The organism is Ruegeria sp. H8 (assembly GCF_056532905.1).
Genome location: NZ_JBQFNY010000006.1, coordinates 43,552 through 63,145, shown reverse-complemented (window position 1 = coordinate 63,145; position 19,594 = coordinate 43,552). Strand labels below are relative to the sequence as shown.

At 56.3% G+C, this 19,594-nt stretch carries 13 protein-coding genes; 7 read left to right on the top strand and 6 right to left on the bottom strand.

Translation table 11 applies throughout. The features are described 5' to 3' along the window. Positions 1-58: 58 nt before the first annotated feature. From ACR0A2_RS14820 to ACR0A2_RS14800, 5 genes are read right to left on the bottom strand one after another with little or no spacing between them, the layout of a single operon-like run. Positions 59-1,369, bottom strand: a complete 1,311-nt coding sequence (locus ACR0A2_RS14820; protein WP_480835784.1) for an HlyD family type I secretion periplasmic adaptor subunit — start codon at positions 1,367-1,369, stop codon at positions 59-61. Further along, entirely contained in the window at positions 1,353-3,500 is a 2,148-nt protein-coding gene (locus ACR0A2_RS14815) for a type I secretion system permease/ATPase (RefSeq protein WP_480835782.1), read from the bottom strand. Before ACR0A2_RS14815 ends, ACR0A2_RS14820 begins: the two co-directional genes overlap by 17 nt. Beyond that, positions 3,497-4,840: a TolC family protein gene (locus tag ACR0A2_RS14810; protein ID WP_480835781.1), complete on the bottom strand. Its 1,344-nt coding sequence runs from the start codon at positions 4,838-4,840 to the stop codon at positions 3,497-3,499. The genes ACR0A2_RS14815 and ACR0A2_RS14810 overlap by 4 nt, the downstream gene beginning before the upstream one ends. Next, positions 4,827-5,660, bottom strand: a complete 834-nt coding sequence (locus ACR0A2_RS14805) for a SapC family protein (protein WP_480835780.1) — start codon at positions 5,658-5,660, stop codon at positions 4,827-4,829. The genes ACR0A2_RS14810 and ACR0A2_RS14805 overlap by 14 nt, the downstream gene beginning before the upstream one ends. A 47-nt stretch (positions 5,661-5,707) precedes the next feature. Next, complete coding sequence (locus ACR0A2_RS14800) at positions 5,708-9,619, bottom strand: Ig-like domain-containing protein (protein WP_480835779.1); 3,912 nt, start codon at positions 9,617-9,619, stop codon at positions 5,708-5,710. 151 nt (positions 9,620-9,770) lie between these two features. Between ACR0A2_RS14800 and ACR0A2_RS14795 the strand changes: the two genes are divergently transcribed. The 5 genes from ACR0A2_RS14795 (at position 9,771) to rfbA (ending at position 15,558) form a co-directional block, all read left to right on the top strand. Beyond that, the gene (locus tag ACR0A2_RS14795) at positions 9,771-11,828 is read left to right on the top strand and encodes a dockerin type I domain-containing protein (RefSeq protein WP_480835777.1); all 2,058 of its coding nucleotides are present in this window, start codon (positions 9,771-9,773) and stop codon (positions 11,826-11,828) included. A gap of 378 nt (positions 11,829-12,206) precedes the next feature. After that, positions 12,207-12,776, top strand: a complete 570-nt coding sequence (rfbC, locus tag ACR0A2_RS14790; RefSeq protein WP_171640951.1) for a dTDP-4-dehydrorhamnose 3,5-epimerase — start codon at positions 12,207-12,209, stop codon at positions 12,774-12,776. Next, on the top strand, positions 12,773-13,813 hold the full coding sequence (gene rfbB, locus ACR0A2_RS14785) for a dTDP-glucose 4,6-dehydratase (protein WP_480835775.1): 1,041 nt from the start codon (positions 12,773-12,775) through the stop codon (positions 13,811-13,813). The genes rfbC and rfbB overlap by 4 nt, the downstream gene beginning before the upstream one ends. Continuing rightward, the gene (rfbD, locus tag ACR0A2_RS14780) at positions 13,810-14,673 is read left to right on the top strand and encodes a dTDP-4-dehydrorhamnose reductase (RefSeq protein WP_480835774.1); all 864 of its coding nucleotides are present in this window, start codon (positions 13,810-13,812) and stop codon (positions 14,671-14,673) included. Before rfbB ends, rfbD begins: the two co-directional genes overlap by 4 nt. An 18-nt stretch (positions 14,674-14,691) precedes the next feature. Next, positions 14,692-15,558 (top strand): glucose-1-phosphate thymidylyltransferase RfbA, encoded by an 867-nt coding sequence (rfbA, locus tag ACR0A2_RS14775; RefSeq protein WP_171640957.1) that lies wholly within the window; start codon positions 14,692-14,694, stop codon positions 15,556-15,558. Positions 15,559-15,631: 73 nt separating this feature from the next. On the opposite strand, the gene ACR0A2_RS14770 is transcribed toward rfbA, so the two are convergent. After that, positions 15,632-16,486 (bottom strand): glycosyltransferase family 2 protein, encoded by an 855-nt coding sequence (locus ACR0A2_RS14770; RefSeq protein ID WP_480835773.1) that lies wholly within the window; start codon positions 16,484-16,486, stop codon positions 15,632-15,634. A gap of 739 nt (positions 16,487-17,225) precedes the next feature. Between ACR0A2_RS14770 and ACR0A2_RS14765 the strand changes: the two genes are divergently transcribed. Together ACR0A2_RS14765 and ACR0A2_RS14760 are read left to right on the top strand one after the other, a co-directional pair. Next, the gene (locus ACR0A2_RS14765; RefSeq protein ID WP_171331466.1) at positions 17,226-18,278 is read left to right on the top strand and encodes a class I SAM-dependent methyltransferase; all 1,053 of its coding nucleotides are present in this window, start codon (positions 17,226-17,228) and stop codon (positions 18,276-18,278) included. Beyond that, on the top strand, positions 18,278-19,543 hold the full coding sequence (locus tag ACR0A2_RS14760; protein ID WP_171640961.1) for a glycosyltransferase WbsX family protein: 1,266 nt from the start codon (positions 18,278-18,280) through the stop codon (positions 19,541-19,543). Before ACR0A2_RS14765 ends, ACR0A2_RS14760 begins: the two co-directional genes overlap by 1 nt. The last annotated feature ends 51 nt before the right edge of the window (positions 19,544-19,594 follow it).

The window sequence follows — 19,594 nt, the reverse complement described above, 5'->3', positions numbered from 1 at the left end:
GCTGACACCATGATTTCCGTATCGAAAGTGACACGTCTGTCCCCAATTGCCCCATCGCTCATTCGCGCAATGCCTGATCCTTTATCTTCACAACCGGTTGCAGAATATAGTCCAGCACTGTTTTGCGGCCAGACAGAATGTCCACTTCGGCGATCATTCCAGGTATGATTTCGACCGCTATGCCATTCCCATCAAGCATGGTGCTTTTGGTTCGGATCTCGACCACAAAGACCTCTTCGTCATTCCGCTCTGATCGTGTGACCGTGTCTGCACCGATGCGGATGATTTCGCCATCCAGCGCCCCGTATCTTGCGAAATCATAAGCCGTGATTTTGACCTTCACTGGCTGACCAGCGTGCAGAAACGCAATGTCCTCAGGCTTTACATAGGCTTCAACCAGCAATGTGTCGTCCAGCGGTACGATTTCAACAAGGTCCTCTCCACTGCGAGCAAGACCGCCGATGGTTGAGCGATGAATCCGGTTTACAATGCCGCGTACCGGTGACCGAACCTGTGCCCTTGACGCCCGGTCGCGCAAAGCGGGCAGGGCGGGTTGCAAGGCAGCCAGCTCGGCAGTGGCAAGCGCCAGGTCCGTCAGCGCGGCGCTGCGAAACCGGCTTCGCACCGCTTGAATTCGATCGTCGATTTCGTCCAGGCCCGTTTGCAATCTGTTGGTTACAGCTTCTGCCCGCACCTTGCGACCGCGCCATTCGGCTTCACTTCGCCGCAACGCAAGCAATGTTGTTGCAGGCTCCATTTGACGCTCGACCAGCGGCGCCATGATGGCTCTTTCTTCGGCCAGGACCAGCAGGGTTTCTTCTGCCGTCACTTGATCGACCAGGCCTTCCTCAAACTCTCGCTGTTTTTGCTGACGCTGACGCTCCAGGATGGCTATTTCTGCCTCCAACTCAGCCTGCCGGCCTTGGTACAGTGCAGTTTCGGATTGCACGACGGTAGGCGCGCCGTTGATCAGTTGAACATCGAAATCCAGTTGTGTCCCATCAATTTCGGACCGAAGACGTTGGATGCGCGCCATCAGCCCGAACGCGCGTTGCTGTTCCTGACTGAGCTGACTGTCAATTTGGGTTGTTTCCAGTTCCATCAGCAGTGAACCTTTTTCGACCAGTTGGCCTTCGCGTACGTGCAATGACTGCAATACGCCGGGCTCGGTGGCTTCGATCAGCTGGATGTCTCCGGAAGGCACGATCCGGCCGTCCACGCGCGTGACATCGTCCAGTTCGGTCAGATGCGCCCACAATAGCGCGGCGATCAGGCAGAGCAGAATCACCAAAAGCAGCAAGGAACTCCGAGCAGGAGAGCGTCCCTGCATCTCGCGCGCCAGGGTGGCCAGATCAGGATGCTGCGACATTCAGGTGCCTCCCTGTCCGACGAACATGTTGCGTCAGCATGCTTTTGGGGCCATCCGCCGCGATTTTCCCGTGTTCAAGGATGATGACTCTGTCAACAAGCTCCAACAGGCTGGTTCTGTGTGTAATGACAACCATGGTGGACTCTGCCGTGCATTCTTTCAGACGTTGGATAACCTGGGCTTCGGTTTTGACATCCATCGCGCTTGTTGGTTCATCCAGCAGGAGAACCGGCGGACGGCCTATGAGTGCCCTTGCCAGGGCAATGGCTTGCCGCTGTCCGCCAGAGAGGCCTTCGCCGCGTTCCGCGAGTTGAAGATCATAACCCCCGGGATGGTTGGCCACGAAATCCTCAACCCCGGCGGCGCGGCCTGCTTCGATCAGTTCGTGATCTTTTGGCCGGATTGTGCCGCTTGCGATATTGTCCCGGACTGATCCGGAAAAGAGCCATATATCCTGCAGGACGGATCCGATATTGCGTCGCAGATCGCCAGGATCGATCTGGCGGATATCAAGGCCTTCGAATGTGACAGATCCTACACGCGGCGCGTACAATCCAAGCAAAAGACGTGCGATGGTGCTTTTCCCGCAGCCAATCTGACCCAGGATCGCCACCTTTTCACCCGGTTTGATCGTGAATGAAACGCCTTGCAGGGTATCTTCCCCCTGATCAGGGTAGGAAAAATACACGTTGTTGAAGGCGATCGCCCCTTTGAAATGGGGCCGGTTCACCCATGTTCGGCCTTGTGGGCGTTCGCTTTCCGCCATCATCAACGCGTTGAGGTTTCGGTATGCACTTCGGGCTTGGTTAAGCCTTGTCAAGGTCTGCGCCAGCTGCCCTAAAGGCGCCAGCGCCCGCCCTGTCAGCATCACCGAGGCAACCAAAGCGCCCATGCTGGTCTGACCGTCCGTGATCAGAAAAACACCGTAAAATACGATCAACACCTGTGCCGCTTGTTGCGTAAAACCGGTGAGGTTGAGAGCAAATTGTGTAACGGCCCGGCTCTGAGCACCGTGCGAGGATTGCCGTTCTATCGCCTGCTCCCATCGGGAACGCATTTGCCGGCCCGCGGCCGTTGTCTTTATTGTTTCAAGGCCCGAGACAGCTTCTACGAGGACCGATTGTTTGGATTGCCCGTCAGACAGGCTCTTTTCTGCCATGCGGGACAGAAGCGGCTGTACGGCCAAACCTGTCAGCAGAACCACAGGCACGGCCAGAGCCGGGACCAATGCCAGTTGTCCGCCGACCAGGTAAATCACAAACACGAACAACCAGATGAACGGCAGATCCACGACGGCAACAAGCGTTGCGGACGTGAAGAACTCGCGCAGGGTCTCGAACTCACGGATGGTACTGGTCATGGCGCCGGTGGAACCCGCGCGTGACTTCATCTGGATGTTCAGAACGTGGTCGAAAATTCGCCGCCCCATGAACAAGTCGGCTTTTTGCCCGGCCTTGTCGATGAACGCTGCTCGCAGCAATTTCAGCGCGAAATCAAATAGCAGCGCCAAGGCCACGCCCGCCGTCAAGGCTATGAGCGATTCGGTTGCCTCATTTGGCAACACGCGATCATAGACAACCATGATAAAAACTGAGGTCGACAAGCCAAGAAGGTTTGCCAGTGCCGCAGCAAGAGCAACCTGTATGTAAGTCCATCGATTGGCGGACAGCGCCGCGCGAAACCAATGACCTCGGTAAGCCGTGTGACCGGTGTCCAATTCATCTGTATGATTTCGCCGAAACAAGACCGCGAAACCGGTGTATGATTTGGCCAGCTGTGCTTCTGAAACTTCACCGATTCCTTCACCAAGTTCCGGGTCATAGACCAGCAAGGCACCGTTTTTTGCGCGGCCATGGTACACAACCGCCTTGTTTTCGGTCATCAGCAACAAGGCCGGAGCCAATGCTTCGTCAAAACTCGCGATGCGCCGCGCGCCATAGCCCGCCTGTAGACCTGTGTTTTCCGCCACCGAGAGGATGTCACGAACAGTCAGATCCCCGTCCGAACCGGTCTGCGACGCCTGGATCGTTGCAAGGGTCAGAGGGCGTTCAAGCGTCGCGGCGATATTCAGAATGCAGGCTTCGTAGCATGTCAAACGGGCGCGATCCGGCATTGATTTCAACGTGCTCATTTCACCTCGTTCCAATTGCCAAGCGAAAGTCCGAGCAGGTCCAGAATGTCTCCGGTAAGGCTCAGTGCCGCGTAGTTGGTCAGAAAATAACTCTGTTCGGCCAGAATCAGGCGTTCTTGCGCATTTACGTAATCGCGTTGAGCGTCCAGAATTTCGATCAGGCTGCGACGCCCAATCGAGAACTGTGCGCGGGATGCAGTAACACTGTCGGCATTGGCAGTTGCCGCAATACGGGCCGCGCGCAGCCGTTCTGCGCCTGCTTTTTGATCGGATCGAATAAAGCCCAGTTCCCGCATGATTTCGCGAACCAATTGCTCTCTCGCGAACTCCGCTTCTTTCACTTTGGCTTCTGCTGCTGCGATGGCGGCGCGGCGTTGGCCGGTGCTGTCAAGCTCGTAGTTGAAAGAAAGATCCACGCCAAAATTTGCGTCCCGAGTGTCATCCTGGTTGGCAAATGCGGCGACCCGAACGTTCGGTTTGCGCCGTGCCTGCGCGGCCGACCATTCGGCTTTGGCTGCCAGCAAGCGGGCATCCGCCCTGCGGATCTGAGGGCTGTTCATTACGATCTGGGCATCACTTCTATTCAGCGGTGGAGCTGGTACAGGAGGGGGCAATGAGCCGGGAAAAGTCCCGAACACTTCTCGAAACCGCGCTTCGGCCCGATCAGTTCGTGATCGTGCGTCAGCCAGTCTTGTGCGTGCATCTGCCATTCTGGACTGCGCGGTCAGAACATCTGCATTTGAACCGGCGCCGCCCGCTGTGCGGTCCGAAATCTGACGCACCAGTTCTTCATGAACCGAGACATTGTCAGCCGCGATGCGGAGTAACTTTCTTTGATCAATGACAAGCACATAGGTCTCGATGGCGGCCAGCGCCGTGGCCGATGCCGTCTGGATCTGATCGCCCCGTGTTTCCAGAACACGAGCCCGGGCTGCCGTCAGATCCCCCGAGGCAGCCCCACCGTCATAAACCAATTGTGAAATTCTCAGATAGGGTGAAACATCTGCAATGTCCGATTCGACCCGTTCGGACCGTGCATTTATTCCCAACGAAATCTGCGGAAGAAAGGCGCCTTCCGCTGCATCTTGATTGGCTGATGCGATATCCATCCTGGTATTGCTTTGCGCCAATGTCGGGCTTGTCTCTACCGCCTGGCGCACGCGTTGCCCGAATGCACTACTGCTGAGCTTTAACGATGGCTTTACTGCCCCGGCACCGGTGGTCCCGGGTGCAAAAGACACTGCCACTAGAGTCAAATCAGGAGGGGGCGTGCAGGCGGACAACGGTATTGCGAGCAGAGCGAACGCAACCCAGGACAAAACTGCTTTACAGGAACGCATGATGACCCTCCTGCCTGCAATGGTCCATGGCTTCTTCTTTCTGTTGCGCCGCAACCAACGCGTCCAAGAACCCTGAAACACCGGTGGTCTGTTGTGTCAGAGAAGTATCAGCTTCCCGATGCGCGCGGGCATGTGCGTGTGTCAGCCAGATACTGTGGGTCAGCGAAATCTGATGAGCGTGAATCAGTCGCAAACCCCCATTCGAAGTAAGCAGTGACAAGTGCGCGCGGGGAATTTTCTCCGGGGCGTTCTGCGTGACGCCAAAATGCCCGCTCGGAAACTCAACTCCCTGAAAAGTGGTGAGCGGACCAAACAATCCCATGTCCGCAAGAACACGACACAGATGAGTTGTGTATTTCATCGACTCTTTCAGGGCGCGAAAGAAAGCTGCGACTTTTTTCAGCTCCGGCGCAAGTTGACCTGATTTGTCGAAGAATACCTCGTCTTCCGGATTGTCAGTGATAAGCTCCGCCGTTTCGTCGACAAGCAATTCGTCACGGCCGTCACCATCCGGTTCAATCAGTCGTGGCCGGAACGGCGCACAGCGCAAGACGCTTGGCACATAAGTCGCGAGCCATTTGCCATGTGCTGACACAAATGGCGTAGGCTGGTCTGATTGCATGGACAATACAGCCACTGGATAAAACCCGTGTTCAGATTTCCGAAAAGTGATTGGAAATGTGGCGGCGGCCTGAAGAATTTCTGCTTCGACCACAGGGCAATCTGCCATAGTCCGTGCGAAATCGAACGAGGTGAACCGCCTCCAGAACCGATGACCATGTCTTCCAAGACTGACCGGAGTTAAGCCATTCTGTGCCATAACCGCCTCATGATGTTGAATTACGTCTGTATGTGCGCCGGTCTGGATCAGGCCGTTGCCCCGGTCGGGTCGGTGTGCAGGATGTTTTCTGCGGTCAGGCCGCTCAGATCGCTCAGGTCTTGGAACGTGGCCACGGTCTCAACGCTGGCATCGTTCGCCGCCTGGAAATCTACCTTGACCAGAACACTGTCTGTTCCGTCGGTTGCCATCACGTAAAGCTCATCGCCCGCCATGACTCCGGCAAGACTCTCGACAGCGGCTTCGATTGTGCTGAGGTTGAGGTCGGTGAGTACCGTGCTGAGGCCGACAAATCCGGTGTTCGTGCCCAACGTGTCTCCGGTGGAAAGCAATTCGAATCCGGTGCCATCACCGCGAAGCGTATTGGTGTCCAGCCCGTGGAACATCAGTGCGTCGGTTACATCCGCAGCCGGGCCAATCGTAAAGCCAGTCACAGCGTCTGTACCATTGCTGGCCGGGTCGGCCTCGAAGACGACGATGTCTCGCCCTGCTGCAGAAACATCAATGGTATCGTCGCCGTCGCCGCCGCGCGTGATAGTGTCCGTATTCGCAGCGGTGAGCGTGTCATCGCCATTGGTGCCAAACTGCACTGTCGTTGGTCCGCCATCAGACGTTTTGATTGTCAGCTCAATAGGCTGGCTGGCGTCCTGGATCGTCATCGTGAAAGTGACAAGCGGCTGAGAAAGATCTGTAAAGGTTGTCGCCGCGCCAGCAAAATTCATCGCGCCCCCGGCGCCCGGGCTGGCCAAGAACAAATCGAAGGCGTTGTTTTCCGAAACCGACACCGTGTTGAATGTGACAACCGAAGGGTCAAATCCAAGCTCTGCCGTCAAAGCCAGACCGCCAGAGATGTCGCGGTCGGCTTCGGCATGGATTGCGAATGTCACCGTAGATCCCGAGCGCCCAACTTCAGAGATCACATAGGCGGCGGGTTCATGCGCAACGGCCTGCTCGGAAACCGGCAGCGGATCTGGTCCACCCGCGACGGTCGCCTGCGCGGAAAAGACAAGGTCAACACCTGCCTCCACTGCCGAAAAGTCGGACGCCGCGACAGCCAGCGACCAGGATCCGTCTGCGGCCACCGTTGCAGATCCGACCGAACTGCCGTTTAACGTGACATCCACCGACTGGCCGATTGACAATCCGGTCGATGACCCGCCGAGAGTAATTCCGGAAGCTTTGGCATCGGCAAGACCAATCGAATTGTTGACCCCGACATCGTTCAACGTCAACAGGGGGCGAAAATCTGTGGAAAGTGAGCTGTTCGCCGCGGCCGAGCTGTTTCCTGCCAGATCGTCAACAGTGGCGGAAATGGTATAGCTCGTTCCGTCAGAGAGCATTCCAAGATCACTTGCTGGAACGGTAACTGCCCACGAACCATTTGATGCAACGCCTGTATAGGTTTGCCCGCCGAATGTGACCGAAACGGGCCGGCCATCTTCAGCCGTGGTCGTGCCTGAGATTGCAAGATCCACGCCCCTCTCGGTCACGTCCAACACGGCACCCACAGGCAGACTGTTTATGGTTATCGAAGGTGCTGTAAAGTCAGTGGCAAAGCTTGTCGTGGTTTGATTGTTGTTTCCCGCCGCGTCCGAGATCGACGCATTGATATTGTAAGTCTCGTTGTCTTGCAGGGCAGACAAATCTGTCACGGTTGCCGTATAGGTCCAAGTACCCCCGGTTACCGTAGACGTTCCGGTGACGTCCGTAGTGCCGTCAGCGCGCGTGATTTCGACGGTAACAACTGTTCCGTCCGGCGCATCGGAAGTTCCTGACACCGTCAGGTCGGTTCCTTGTTCAGCGGCGTTCATGACGGCCCCGTCGGATACGGTTGAAATTCCGATCGTCGGTGGCGTGAAATCGGTGGTAAAGCTGTTGTTCGCTTGCAGTGCCGGATTCCCGGCAGCGTCCGAGACATCAGCGGTCACGGTGACGGTCGACGCGTCAGATAGACCTGCCAGATCCGAAGCAGGTACAGTTACGCTCCAATTGCCGCCGGAAACCGTTGCGCTATGGGACTGCCCGTTCAGACTGACGGTTACGATTTGCCCGTCTTCAGCTGTCGTACTGCCCGAGATGGAAAGATCCGTGGCCCGCTCGGCTGCATTCATGACAGCTCCGTCCGAGAAACTGTCGATGCTGAGCGTCGGCGCGGTCACATCCTTGGAAAGTGTCACTGCGGCCTGCGGTGCCGTCACGCCACTGGCGTCGTCGACATCTGCGGTAACAGAGAAGTTGCCTCCATCCGACAAGGACGCCAGATCCCCAGCTGGCACAGTCACGTTCCAGGCCCCGCCGGATACTGTTCCGGAATATGTTTGACCATCGAGGGTTACGGTAACTTGCTGACCATCCTCAACATTTGACGTCAGCCCGCTGATGGTCAAGTCGGATCCGGCTTCGGTTGCGTTCAGTACGGAACCAACAGGAAGCGGTGTTATCGAAATGGAAGGACCGGTCAGGTCTACGGGAACCGATACTAGAAGCGGCACTGCCGGATTGCCCGACACGTCCTCGACGGCTACCAGAACAGATGCAGGTACTCCGGTGGAAAGACTGCTCAGATCGGAATTGGGGATCGTTACACTCCAGCTTCCGCCAGAAGCGGTGCCTGTGTGCACTTGTCCGTTGAACGTAACGATGATGGTCTGACCATCCTCTGCCGTGGTGGAACCGGTCAAGGCCAGGTCGCCGGCTACGTCGATCAGTTCTATCGAGCCGCCAGCCACGGGATCCAGAGAAACAGTTGGTGCAGTGAAATCAGTATCGAAGCTCCCGCTCGCCTGTGGTGCGGGATTTCCCGCCGCGTCAGCAACATCCGCGGTAACGGCAATCGTCGCGCCATCAGGAAGGGCCGAGAGGTCTGCTGCGGGAACGGTGACGCTCCATTGTCCATTGGATACCGTGCCCGAATAGTTTTGCCCGTTCATTGAGACGGTAACGGTCTGCCCGTCTTCTGCATCGGTTGTTCCGGTGACCGTCAGATCCGTTGCCTGTTCGATCGCATTCAAAACAGCGCCATCGGAAAACCCGGTGATCGACAGGGTTGGCGGAATTGTATCAATATCGAACTTGACGGATTCGCTGGACAGTTCCGTGCCTGAATCGTCCAGATGTCTGACTGTCACCGTAGAGACGCCTTGCGGAAGCGCATTTGCTTCGGCCGCAGTGAGAGAAATGCTCCAACTGCCGTCATCGTTGGGTGTTACGGTTTTGACCAGCGAACCTATGGTGACCTCGACTGTCGATGTTCCTTCGGGTGCGGCGGCATTGGTAATGGCACTGTTCAATGCCGTTGCCTGAAGTTCGGCCAGGTTCAGGCTGGTATAGCTCGGTTCCGGTTGGGGTTGGGGTTTAGGCGCTGGCGCGACAGGTTCCGGGGAATCGCCGCTGCCGCCACCGCCCCCGCCCGCAGCGGCAGCTGCGCCGGCCAGCCCGAGGCCGCCCAATGCAGCCCCGGCGCCGCTGATTCCGCCAGCTGCTGCACCGGCTTCAGCTGCGCTGAACTGGGCGATTTCAGCAACCGCCGCTTCCGCAATCATGATTGCGCCGCTGTCCAGAACCTGCACGTTTTCCGCCGCCACGATCATGGTCCGACCGTCTGCCATTTTCAGAAGAACATCGCCGTTTTTCAGCAACTTGGCGGAGCGTACACCCGGTATTGTCTCTGCGAACTGGAAGGCGTAAAGCTCTTCGATGGTTGCTTGTGACAAGGCAGGCAATGCCATCAAAGTGGACATGAGGCCGCCAGCCGCGCCTCGACCCGCCCAACGACCAAGCTTACCATTGATCCATTGTTGAACTTGAGATTTGCGATCTCCGTCCGTTGAGTCAGCCGCCGGACGATTGTTGGCCTCAGGTGCTTTGGTCATCTTGCCCTCGCATGTGGTGTCCGCGATCATCGCAACAGGAAAGGATGTGCTGTTTGGCGTTTTGCTCATCTGTCTTTCCCATTTGTTGCCGTTGCGATCGGACCTGAAAAAATTGAGTTAAACTGAAACCGAACTTCTCGTTTTCACCACAATTCTGCTTCGGTTTCGGTCTGCTCATCTGGTCATCTTGCCGTAACTGCCAGGGGTGGCGCGGGAGGTGATGGCTGTGATGCTTCAGTTCGAAAGTGTAGTGGCAACGGGGAGCACGGCGCTCGATTCAGGTATCGGCGATACGGCTTTAAAAACGCTTAACGGGAATACGTATCTCTACACGGTGACCGGCCCGGGTGGCGGCGTCGCGGTCTGGCGGCTGGTCGACGGTGCCCTGCCGCAGCTGGTTGATACCGAGTATTACAGCGGTTCGATCACCTTCCAGGTGGGGTGCAGTGCCACGTCGATAACGCTGGCGGGAACCGAGCAGATTGCGCTCGACATCAACACTGCCACGGGCCTGGTCGGGTATGACGTGAACGCGGACGGAACGATCGGTAACCTGAAGGAAACGGGTGTGCTCAACGGAGGCGGAGATATCTCGGCCATCGTACAGTTTTCACTTGGGTCTTCGGGTGTCCTTGCGATGGCGCATGAGGATACAGGCAATATCGGAACCTACCATGTGAACGCGAACGGGACGCTCAGTCTTGCGGGTTTGATTGCCGGCACAGCGGATGCCATGCAGACGTTGCGGTTGGGTTCGGAACATTTTCTGATCTCAAGTGACGCGGCAACAAACTCTGTCTCGACATATCGCATCGATTCCGGCACCGGCACTTTAACCGAGATCAACAATGATTCGGCGCTCGGAACCCTTGGTGTTTCTACTCCAACGGATGTCGAGACCGTAGAGGCATACGGTAAATCCTGGGTCGTGGTGGCGGGGTCCGTAAGCAACTCTCTCAGTGTTCTTCAATTGAACAGCGATGGAAGTTTGAAGGCGACGGACCATGTGCTTGATACGCTTCATACGCGGTTTGAATCGGTTCAGGATCTGGAGGTCATAGACGTGAACGGTCGGGTCTTTGTGGTTGCAGGCGGCGGCGATGATGGCCTGTCTCTGTTCACTTTGACACCCGAAGGTCAACTTGTTCATATGGACAGTTTCGAGGATACGCTGGCCAGTGGATTGCAGAATGTCGAATCGCTGGCGGTTGCACATGTGGGCGACGAGCTGCAAATTCTCGTGACGTCACAACAGGATGCCGGGGTGAACGTCCTGACGGTCCCGGTCGATGATCTGGGTGTGGTGCGCAAGGGGTTCGGTACCGTAAACGGGAGCGCGTCGGACGATATCCTCAGCGGCGGTATACTGGACACGACCCTGTTGGGAGGCGCCGGAGACGACATTCTCATCGCGGGGAAGGGTGCGACGACGATGTCGGGTGGTGCAGGGGCCGACATCTTCGTGATGCAGTCCGGTAGTGGTCTGACCACAATAACCGATTTTCAGGCGGGCGTGGATCGTCTGGATATGTTCGACTACCCGTTGTTGCGGTCGCCTCAGCAACTGACCTTTACCAGCACGGCAAACGGGGCTCAGATCGAATATCGTGGCGAGGTCGTGCAGGTCCAATCCGCCTCGGGCGGCGCTTTGACAAGCACGGATATCTTTGGCGCAGGCTTCGCCGGACCGGATCACATCCCGGTAGATTTCGGGGACCTGGGCGGGCAGACACCGGGCAGCTCTGGTGGATTGGTCGGGCAGATTACGGTGGACAGCGAGGCTGCGAATCCGGGGCTGACGGATGCGGAAATCCGGTTCACGCCGGACGGCGGGGGCACGGTATCCGGCACCGCAGATGATCAGGGGCGGTTCGATCTGGAATTGCCCGATGGCACCTTTCCCGGAGTGCTGGACATCACCAAATACTATTCCACGGCAAGCGGAAAGATTGACGCGCTGGACGCTTTGCAAGTGTTGCGCATCTCGGTTGGTCTTGATCCGACATGGGGTCCTGCGACCGCGGAAAACCTGATAGCCGCAGACGTCAACACAGATGGCACTGTAAACGCCCTGGATGCGCTTGCAATTTTGCAAGTCGCCGTTGGGCAGCCCACGGCCCATGGCCCTGAATGGGTATTTCTGGATGAGAACGCGGACCTTTCAGGGATTACCAAGGACAATGTAACCTATCAGACGGGTGTCGACGTCGTGGCGGTGGATGGGGTCATCAACGTGGACATGACCTCCGTCTTGTTGGGAAATCTCGAAGCGGCCTGAGCGCCGAAAGATATCTCGGCCAAAGCAGACTTGTACCTTTTTTAAGCAGTAAGGTGCGGAGTGGCTTTTGCGGCCAAATGGACGCGCCTCAGCCTCATCGCTCGAATGCTGCCCCATGTCGCGGTGCTTCTGGTTTCGACCCAAGCGTTGTCGCGCTTGCGGCTTCACTATCTGTTCCATCCCTGTGTTTTCATGCGGAGATGGTCCAATAATTTCAATGAATTCTACCAGAATCGCAACTTGCCTGCGATAATCGCCTGACCTTCAGAACCGATAAGCCGCTCAAATTGCTGATCGGACAACATAGGTCTTGGCGTCGGTGGAGCAAATGTGACATAGCAGGCCGAGACATCAACACAGAGATGAAAATTAGTAACAATGGAAATATTGGCGCTTTCCATTCCGGAAGTGAAACTGATCACCCCGAAGCGTTTTGGCGATCATCGCGGGTTCTTTGAGGAAACCTACAATGCCGACAGTTTTGCGGCACAAGGGATTCATACGCAATTCGTTCAGGACAATCATTCCCTTTCGAGCACGGTGAACACGGTCCGCGGATTGCATTTTCAGGCTCCGCCAAGGGCGCAGGCCAAGCTGGTGCGCTGCGGTCGTGGGCGGCTGTTTGATGTCGCGGTCGATATCCGCAAAGGCTCGCCCACCTATGGTCACTGGGTCGGTGAAGAACTGAGTTTCGAGAACGGGCGGATGCTGTTGGTTCCTGCGGGGTTCGCGCATGGGTTCGTGACGTTGGAGCCGGAGACCGAGATCGTCTACAAGTGTTCTGATACCTACGCGCCGGAAACCGAAGGCGCGGTTCGTTGGGACGATCCCGATATCGGCATAGAATGGCCACAGAGCAATTCAGAACCCCAGCTGTCCGACAAAGATCGGATCGCACCACTTCTGCGCGAAATTGAATCTCCTTTTGTATTCGAGGACACACAATGAAAATTCTGGTTACGGGCGGGGCGGGCTTTATCGGCTCTGCCGTTATCCGTCGCGCGATTGCCGATGGGCATTCGGTCGTCAATGTCGATGCCCTGACCTACGCGGCCTGTCTGGACAATGTTGCCTCTGTTGCGGATGCGCCGGGATACGTTTTTGAACATGCGGATATCCGGGATGCCGCCGCCATGTCGGCGATACTGGACAGGCACCAGCCAGACGCGATCATGCATCTGGCCGCTGAAAGCCATGTTGACCGTTCGATCGATGGCCCGGCCGCGTTCATCGACACGAACCTGACCGGTACTTATGTATTGCTGGAAGCCGCACGCGCCTATTGGGTGGGTGCCGGCCGGCCCGAGCATTTCCGGTTTCATCATATATCAACCGACGAGGTCTTTGGGTCCTTGGGTAAAACCGGGTTTTTCACCGAAGACAGCCCATACCAGCCGAACTCACCCTATTCGGCCTCGAAAGCGGGATCGGATCATCTCGTGCGGGCGTGGCGCGAAACATACGGCCTGCCAGTGGTTCTTACCAATTGCTCCAACAACTACGGCCCCTACCAGTTTCCGGAAAAGCTGATCCCCGTTGTCATCCTCAGCGCGCTGGCAGGCAAACCGATCCCGATTTACGGGAAAGGCGACAACATTCGCGACTGGCTGCATGTCGATGACCATGCCGAAGCCCTGTTGCTGGTGCTCGAAAAGGGTGAACTGGGCCGCGGCTACAATATCGGTGGCGAGAATGAGATGACCAATCTTGATCTTGTCAGAATGCTGTGTTCGATCCTGGATCGCCTCAAGCCGGGTGAAACGCCCTATGCGGATTTGATCACGTTCGTCGCTGATCGCCCCGGTCACGATCAGCGTTATGCCATCGATCCGACCCGGATTCGCACCGAACTGAACTGGCGTCCCTCCTACACGCCCGAAACCGGGCTGGAACAGACGGTTCAGTGGTATCTGGACAACAGCGCATGGCTGAACGCCTTGCAGGCCCGCAGTGGCGTGGGTGAGCGGCTGGGTGTTGCCAAATGAAGGCGCTGGTGTTCGGCCACGGGGGGCAGGTGGCGACCGAGTTGCGGCGTCGCGGACAGGCGCATGGTGTCTTGGTTGAAGCTCTGGATCGCGCCGCGGCGGACCTGTCTGACCCGTCGCAATGTGCAGACGCCATCCGGCATACGGATGCGGACGTGATCATCAATGCGGCCGCCTATACGGCGGTGGACAAGGCCGAAGAAGAAAGCGACCTGGCGCAACGGATCAACGGAGATTCACCCGGTGCAATGGCGCGCGCCGCCGCGGCCCGCGACCTGCCTTTTCTGCATATTTCCACGGATTACGTTTTTGACGGCTCTGGTACGACCCCCTGGAACACCGATGACCCGACCGGGCCCTTGGGGGCCTATGGTCGAACCAAGCTGGACGGCGAACACCAGATCGCAGAGGCTGGCGGCCACTATGCCATTTTGCGCACAAGCTGGGTGTTTTCGGCCCACGGAAAGAACTTTGCAAAGACCATTCTCCGACTGGCAGAAACCCGTGACAAGCTGACCATCGTCGCAGATCAGATCGGCGGGCCAACACCTGCTGCAGACATCGCCGAAACCTTGCTGAAAATGGCCAAGGTTGGCCTCGAAGCCAAAGGTGGGGTGTTTCACTATTCCGGTGCACCTGATGCCAGCTGGGCGGATTTCGCCCGTGAAACTGTTTCTCAATCCGGCTTGTCGGTCGAAATCGAGGATATTCCAACCGAGGCTTACCCAACGCCAGCGCCGCGCCCGCTGAACTCACGTATGGACTGTTCGCGGCTGGAAAATGTGTTCGGAATCCAGAGACCCGACTGGAAAGCCGGACTGGCCGAGATATTGAGCGAGTTGAAGTCAGCGACCAGCTGAACCTTGAAAGGACAGATTATGCAGCGCAAAGGCATTATTCTTGCCGGTGGGTCCGGAACCCGGCTTTACCCGATCACCATGGCGATTTCCAAGCAATTGCTGCCGATCTACGACAAGCCGATGATCTTTTATCCGCTGAGTGTTTTGATGCTGTCGCAGATCCGCGAAATCGCGATCATCACCACCCCCCAGGATCAGGATCAGTTTCAGCGCCTGTTGGGGGATGGCAGTCAATACGGGTTGTCCTTGAAATGGATCGTGCAACCGTCTCCTGACGGTCTGGCGCAGGCTTATACTCTGGCCGAGGATTTTCTGGACGGTGCCCCGTCAGCGTTGATTCTGGGTGACAACATCTTCTTCGGACATGGCCTTCCGGACCTGCTGCTTGAGGCGGATCAACTGAAGCGCGGCGGTACGGTTTTTGCGTACCGGGTTGCTGATCCAGAACGCTACGGCGTTGTGGATTTCCAAGGGAATAAAGCCCGCGCGATCGTCGAAAAACCCAAGGTGCCTCCGTCGAATTACGCGGTGACGGGTCTTTATTTTCTGGATGGCGACGCTCCGGCCCGCGCACATGAGGTCAAACCGTCAGATCGCGGCGAGCTGGAAATCACGTCGCTGCTGGAAATGTATCTGGACGAAGGTTTGCTGGATGTGCAGACCATGGGGCGCGGTTTTGCCTGGCTGGATACCGGCACGCACGGGTCTTTGCTGGATGCGGGAAATTTCGTGCGCACGATCACGGAACGTCAGGGTATGCAGACCGGTAGCCTGGATGAAATCGCATGGGCAAATGGCTGGATCGACGACGAGGCTCTTGAGGCTCGCGCGCGCCTGTTCGCCAAGTCCACTTACGGCACCTATCTGAAAGGGCTTCTGAGCTAGGCCGCGACCTGTCTCATGGTTACGTGTTCAGGCTGGAATTTGCGTGGGCTGCAAACTGCTTGACGCTTTGTGATCAAGGTCTGAACGGGGCTGGTCGGGCATTCCGTCCATGCCAAACGCCGCGCAAGAAGGCCCATTGTTTGGCGCGTTTTCTCGCTGAAAACAACACAGCCGGAGACAGCACTTGCAGTAGCGCCGATGCCAGGGCCCGACCGAAGGCCATCGGGACTTCATGCTTGCGGGCGACGTAAACGCGCGATTGCCCCATATACCAGCCCTTCAGGCCAGCGATGGCTGGGCTTCCCGGCGAGGATTTGCCTCTGGCGTGGCGCATCTGAGCGTTGTGAACGTAGTAAAGTGGCCCGCAAACGGCTTTGAGCCGCAGGCTCAGATCATCGTCTTCATGATACAGAAAGATTTTGGGATCAAACCCGCCGACCGCTTCGAACGCTTCGCGGCGGACCAGGAAGGCGGCGCCGACGAGGACCGGCAATTCAAAGTCGGAATCGGCTGTTTTCCTGGGCAGGGTTTCATTTCGGGGAATGATCACACTGTATCGCCTGAAACGAGGTGCCCCCTTCCGGTCCAGAATTGCAGGGTTGAAGGCTGACGCATCGGGATGATTGTCGGCCCCCTCTTGCAACGCGTCCAATGCTCCGGGCAGCAAGTGGGAATCCGGGTTCAGAAATAAAAGCAGGTCCGTTGTCGCCTTGGCGGCACCAAGGTTGCATGCGCGGCCAAACCCGATGTTGTCGGGGCTTTCGATCAGAGTTGCGCCATGTGCCTCGGCCATTTGCCGAACCGCTTCTATATCATCCGAGCCATTGTCGACCAAAATTGTCGGCACGCCCTCTGGGATGGAATTCAGCATCTCGGGCAGAACACCACTGCTGTTGTAACAAACGCTTATGATCGTAATCTGTGACAATCCTGCCTGCCGTATCTGTGGAATGGACCTGATCGTTACTTCCTCGCAAACACAGTTAGGGTCAACCCCGGTTCCAGTACGACGGACCCGGGGTGCTGAATACGGTCCGTGATCTTGTGCGTTCAGCGGCGGCAATCTGAGAAATGATTGAAATGGTTTTTCCCCGGTGAGACGAAGGCAGAAAACCGATCATCAAGCATGGCAGAATGGCAAAGCCGCGTTAGGGGATGCAAAGCCTTTTTTGATCGGAGCGGCAGGATTTCCTCCTTGGATTTTTTCGATTTCCGGCGGCCGTGGTGAATGAGCAGATTGTTGCTTGTCGCCGGGTTGAAACCAGTAAGTCGTTACATGCCCTTAAGGCGATATCGGAATTCTGGCGTAATCTATTTGCCAGGGTGAATGCGTTGGCGGTGATCTGTAGGCTCAGCAAATTGTTGCAGACGCAAGCCTTTCCGCTCAGCATCCAGCGCGCAATTGCAAGCCATAAAGTGCTCAAACCGTGGTTTCTCGAGATATCGGTAAGTTATTGAAAAAATGTATTAAGCATACCTCCACTGAAATTCGGCAGGAAACCACGAGGCTCCATTCGACGCTCATGCGTGCATCGGTACTTTTGCTGAAAAGGCTACAAAACAGAACTCAGTCAAAATAGGTTTCTTAGACGTTGGTTGCACAGCGTAATTGGTGTGAACAACCCCCGGGCGAGGGGTCATTGCTGCTAAAGGAGTTTTGTGCAACAGTGACTGCTGAACTGAGCATAATTAGGGTACAACATCCAAAGCCTTACGTATCGGTTTGGTATTGGGGATTGCAGAACCAGACCAAACTATATAGCAGCCGAATTGAAGCACAAAATAAGCATCACGGAAGAATTGCAGTGAGCGATAGACACACTTACGAATACGATATTGATATGAACAGTGATGTAGCACCCGCACGCGTGCTGCGCATGGTAAAGCCCGGGTCCAAGGTGCTTGAGATCGGGGCCGGGCCAGGTTCGATCACACGCCATCTTTCCGGCACATTGGAATGTGATGTTGTGGCGCTTGAGATCGACCCTTCGGCGATCGAAAAGCTAAAGCCGTTTGCACGTTCTGTGTACCCGATGGATCTCAACGATGCTTCATGGAGTGACATCGTTCGTGAGAAAGACGGGGTATTCGACTACGTGATCGCAGCGGACGTTCTGGAACACGTTTACGACCCCTGGAGCGTTCTTTCAGGCATGAAATCGCTGTTGAACGACACGGGATCGGTGATTCTTTCGTTGCCGCATGTTGGCCATGCAGCCATTGCCGGTTGTCTTGTCGATGAAGATTTCGAATACCGTGACTGGGGCCTGCTGGATCGGACCCATGTCCGGTTTTTCGGCATCAAAAACGTACAGCATCTGCTTAATTCGCAGGGTATGAGCATTGAACAAGCTGAGTTCGTGGTTCGTACGCCAGAGATGACGGAGTTTTGTCAACGCTGGAGCCGTTTGCCACAGGATGTTCAGGCTGCTTTGCAGCGCAATCGCTATTCCCATGTCTTTCAGGTCGTAAGCAGATCTGTCCCCAAAGAGCGTGCGGAAAATGACATCTACCTGATGGGCTTGCCCGTCGAACAACCCGATGAAGAGACCCGGCAGCATTGGACCAACATGATGGCAGGCCTGCCCCTGTCCGAAGAGATTGATTTGCAATCGACTATCGGGCCGGTGGACACGAGCACCGCTTCCCGAGTCGAGCCCGGCCCACTGGCCAAGAAGAAAAAAAAATCGCTGGCGCGGCTGTTGGGGTTGAAGAAGTAATGTCCACAAACACCGCGGATCGTGAATTCGGCAATATCAGGACAATTGCCTTCTACCTTCCTCAGTTCCACCCGATCCCGGAGAATGATGAATGGTGGGGCAAAGGGTTCACCGAGTGGACAAATGTCGCAAAAGCCAAGCCGCTTTTCACCGGGCATTATCAACCTCATCTTCCTACGGATCTGGGGTTTTATGACCTGCGGGTCCGCGAAACGCGGCTTGAGCAGATCGAGATGGCCAAAGCCAGCGGAATTGATGGATTCTGCTACCACTATTACTGGTTTTCCGGGAAAAGACTTCTTGAGCGGCCCGTCGACGAAATGCTTGCGGATCCCGAAAGCGATATGCCGTTCTGCCTTTGCTGGGCGAATGAGAACTGGACGCGCCGCTGGGATGCGGCCGAGCACGAGATTCTCATTGAACAGAAATACAAGCCAGAAGATGATCTGGAGTTCATTAAGTCGATCGAGCCGTTTTTCCGGGATCCCCGCTACATAACGGTAGATGGCGCTCCGTTCCTAATTGTTTATCGGCCGCAGCATCTGAAGAACTCGCGCAAAACCGTGCAGGTTTGGCGTGACTATTGCGCGTCTGTTGGAATTCCGAAAATACATCTGGCCTGTGCACTGACGCACCGCAACTGGGATTACGCGTCATACGGGTTTGATTCCGGTGTGGAGTTCCCGCCCCACAGCATCAACGTGCCCAACCTCTCGCCAGAAGTGGACTTGTTCGACGATTTCCAAGGCCATTGCGTCGATTTTTCCGACATCGCAGAACAGTATCTGGGTCACAGCTATGGGCCTGAGAACAACGTTCATCGATCGGTTTTTCCGTCCTGGGACAACACTGCCCGGCGGAAAGAAAATGCCATGATCGTTTTGAATGGAACGCCGGAAAACTATGAATATTGGCTTTCGCGTGCCTTGCGCAAAACCGCCCAAGACTTCCCAGACCAAGAACGTTTCGTTTTTGTGAATGCATGGAATGAATGGGCTGAAGGATGTCATCTGGAACCGGATCGTGAGTACGGGCATGCGTTTTTGCATGCGACCAAGGCGGCTCTCCAAGGTTCAAAGCTGACCGGCTGGACGCATGTGGGTGTCCCCGAAATTTCGCGCCGTGGCGAAACTACGGAAGGCAATGCGCATCCTGTCCCATATGGTGCCAATAAGCCGTTGACCAAACGAGCTTTCCGCCTTTTGCGTGATACGGTCAGCGGTCGCTTGCTGAAGCAATGGCTGTCCGCGGCCCGTACAAAATAGAAAACCACGTTGGATTGAGTTGCATGAAAGTCCCAAGTACTTTTCATGCAA

What these genes read in the sequence shown, in the direction of transcription:
- rfbD (WP_480835774.1), top strand. Translation starts at nt 13,810, where the DNA reads ATGAAGGCGCTGGTGTTCGGCCACGGGGGGCAGGTGGCGACCGAGTTG.
- ACR0A2_RS14800 (WP_480835779.1), bottom strand. Translation starts at nt 9,619, where the DNA reads ATGAGCAAAACGCCAAACAGCACATCCTTTCCTGTTGCGATGATCGCG.
- ACR0A2_RS14805 (WP_480835780.1), bottom strand. Translation starts at nt 5,660, where the DNA reads ATGGCACAGAATGGCTTAACTCCGGTCAGTCTTGGAAGACATGGTCAT.
- ACR0A2_RS14795 (WP_480835777.1), top strand. Translation starts at nt 9,771, where the DNA reads ATGGCTGTGATGCTTCAGTTCGAAAGTGTAGTGGCAACGGGGAGCACG.
- rfbC (WP_171640951.1), top strand. Translation starts at nt 12,207, where the DNA reads ATGGAAATATTGGCGCTTTCCATTCCGGAAGTGAAACTGATCACCCCG.
- ACR0A2_RS14820 (WP_480835784.1), bottom strand. Translation starts at nt 1,369, where the DNA reads ATGTCGCAGCATCCTGATCTGGCCACCCTGGCGCGCGAGATGCAGGGA.
- ACR0A2_RS14810 (WP_480835781.1), bottom strand. Translation starts at nt 4,840, where the DNA reads ATGCGTTCCTGTAAAGCAGTTTTGTCCTGGGTTGCGTTCGCTCTGCTC.
- ACR0A2_RS14760 (WP_171640961.1), top strand. Translation starts at nt 18,278, where the DNA reads ATGTCCACAAACACCGCGGATCGTGAATTCGGCAATATCAGGACAATT.
- ACR0A2_RS14815 (WP_480835782.1), bottom strand. Translation starts at nt 3,500, where the DNA reads ATGAGCACGTTGAAATCAATGCCGGATCGCGCCCGTTTGACATGCTAC.
- rfbB (WP_480835775.1), top strand. Translation starts at nt 12,773, where the DNA reads ATGAAAATTCTGGTTACGGGCGGGGCGGGCTTTATCGGCTCTGCCGTT.
- rfbA (WP_171640957.1), top strand. Translation starts at nt 14,692, where the DNA reads ATGCAGCGCAAAGGCATTATTCTTGCCGGTGGGTCCGGAACCCGGCTT.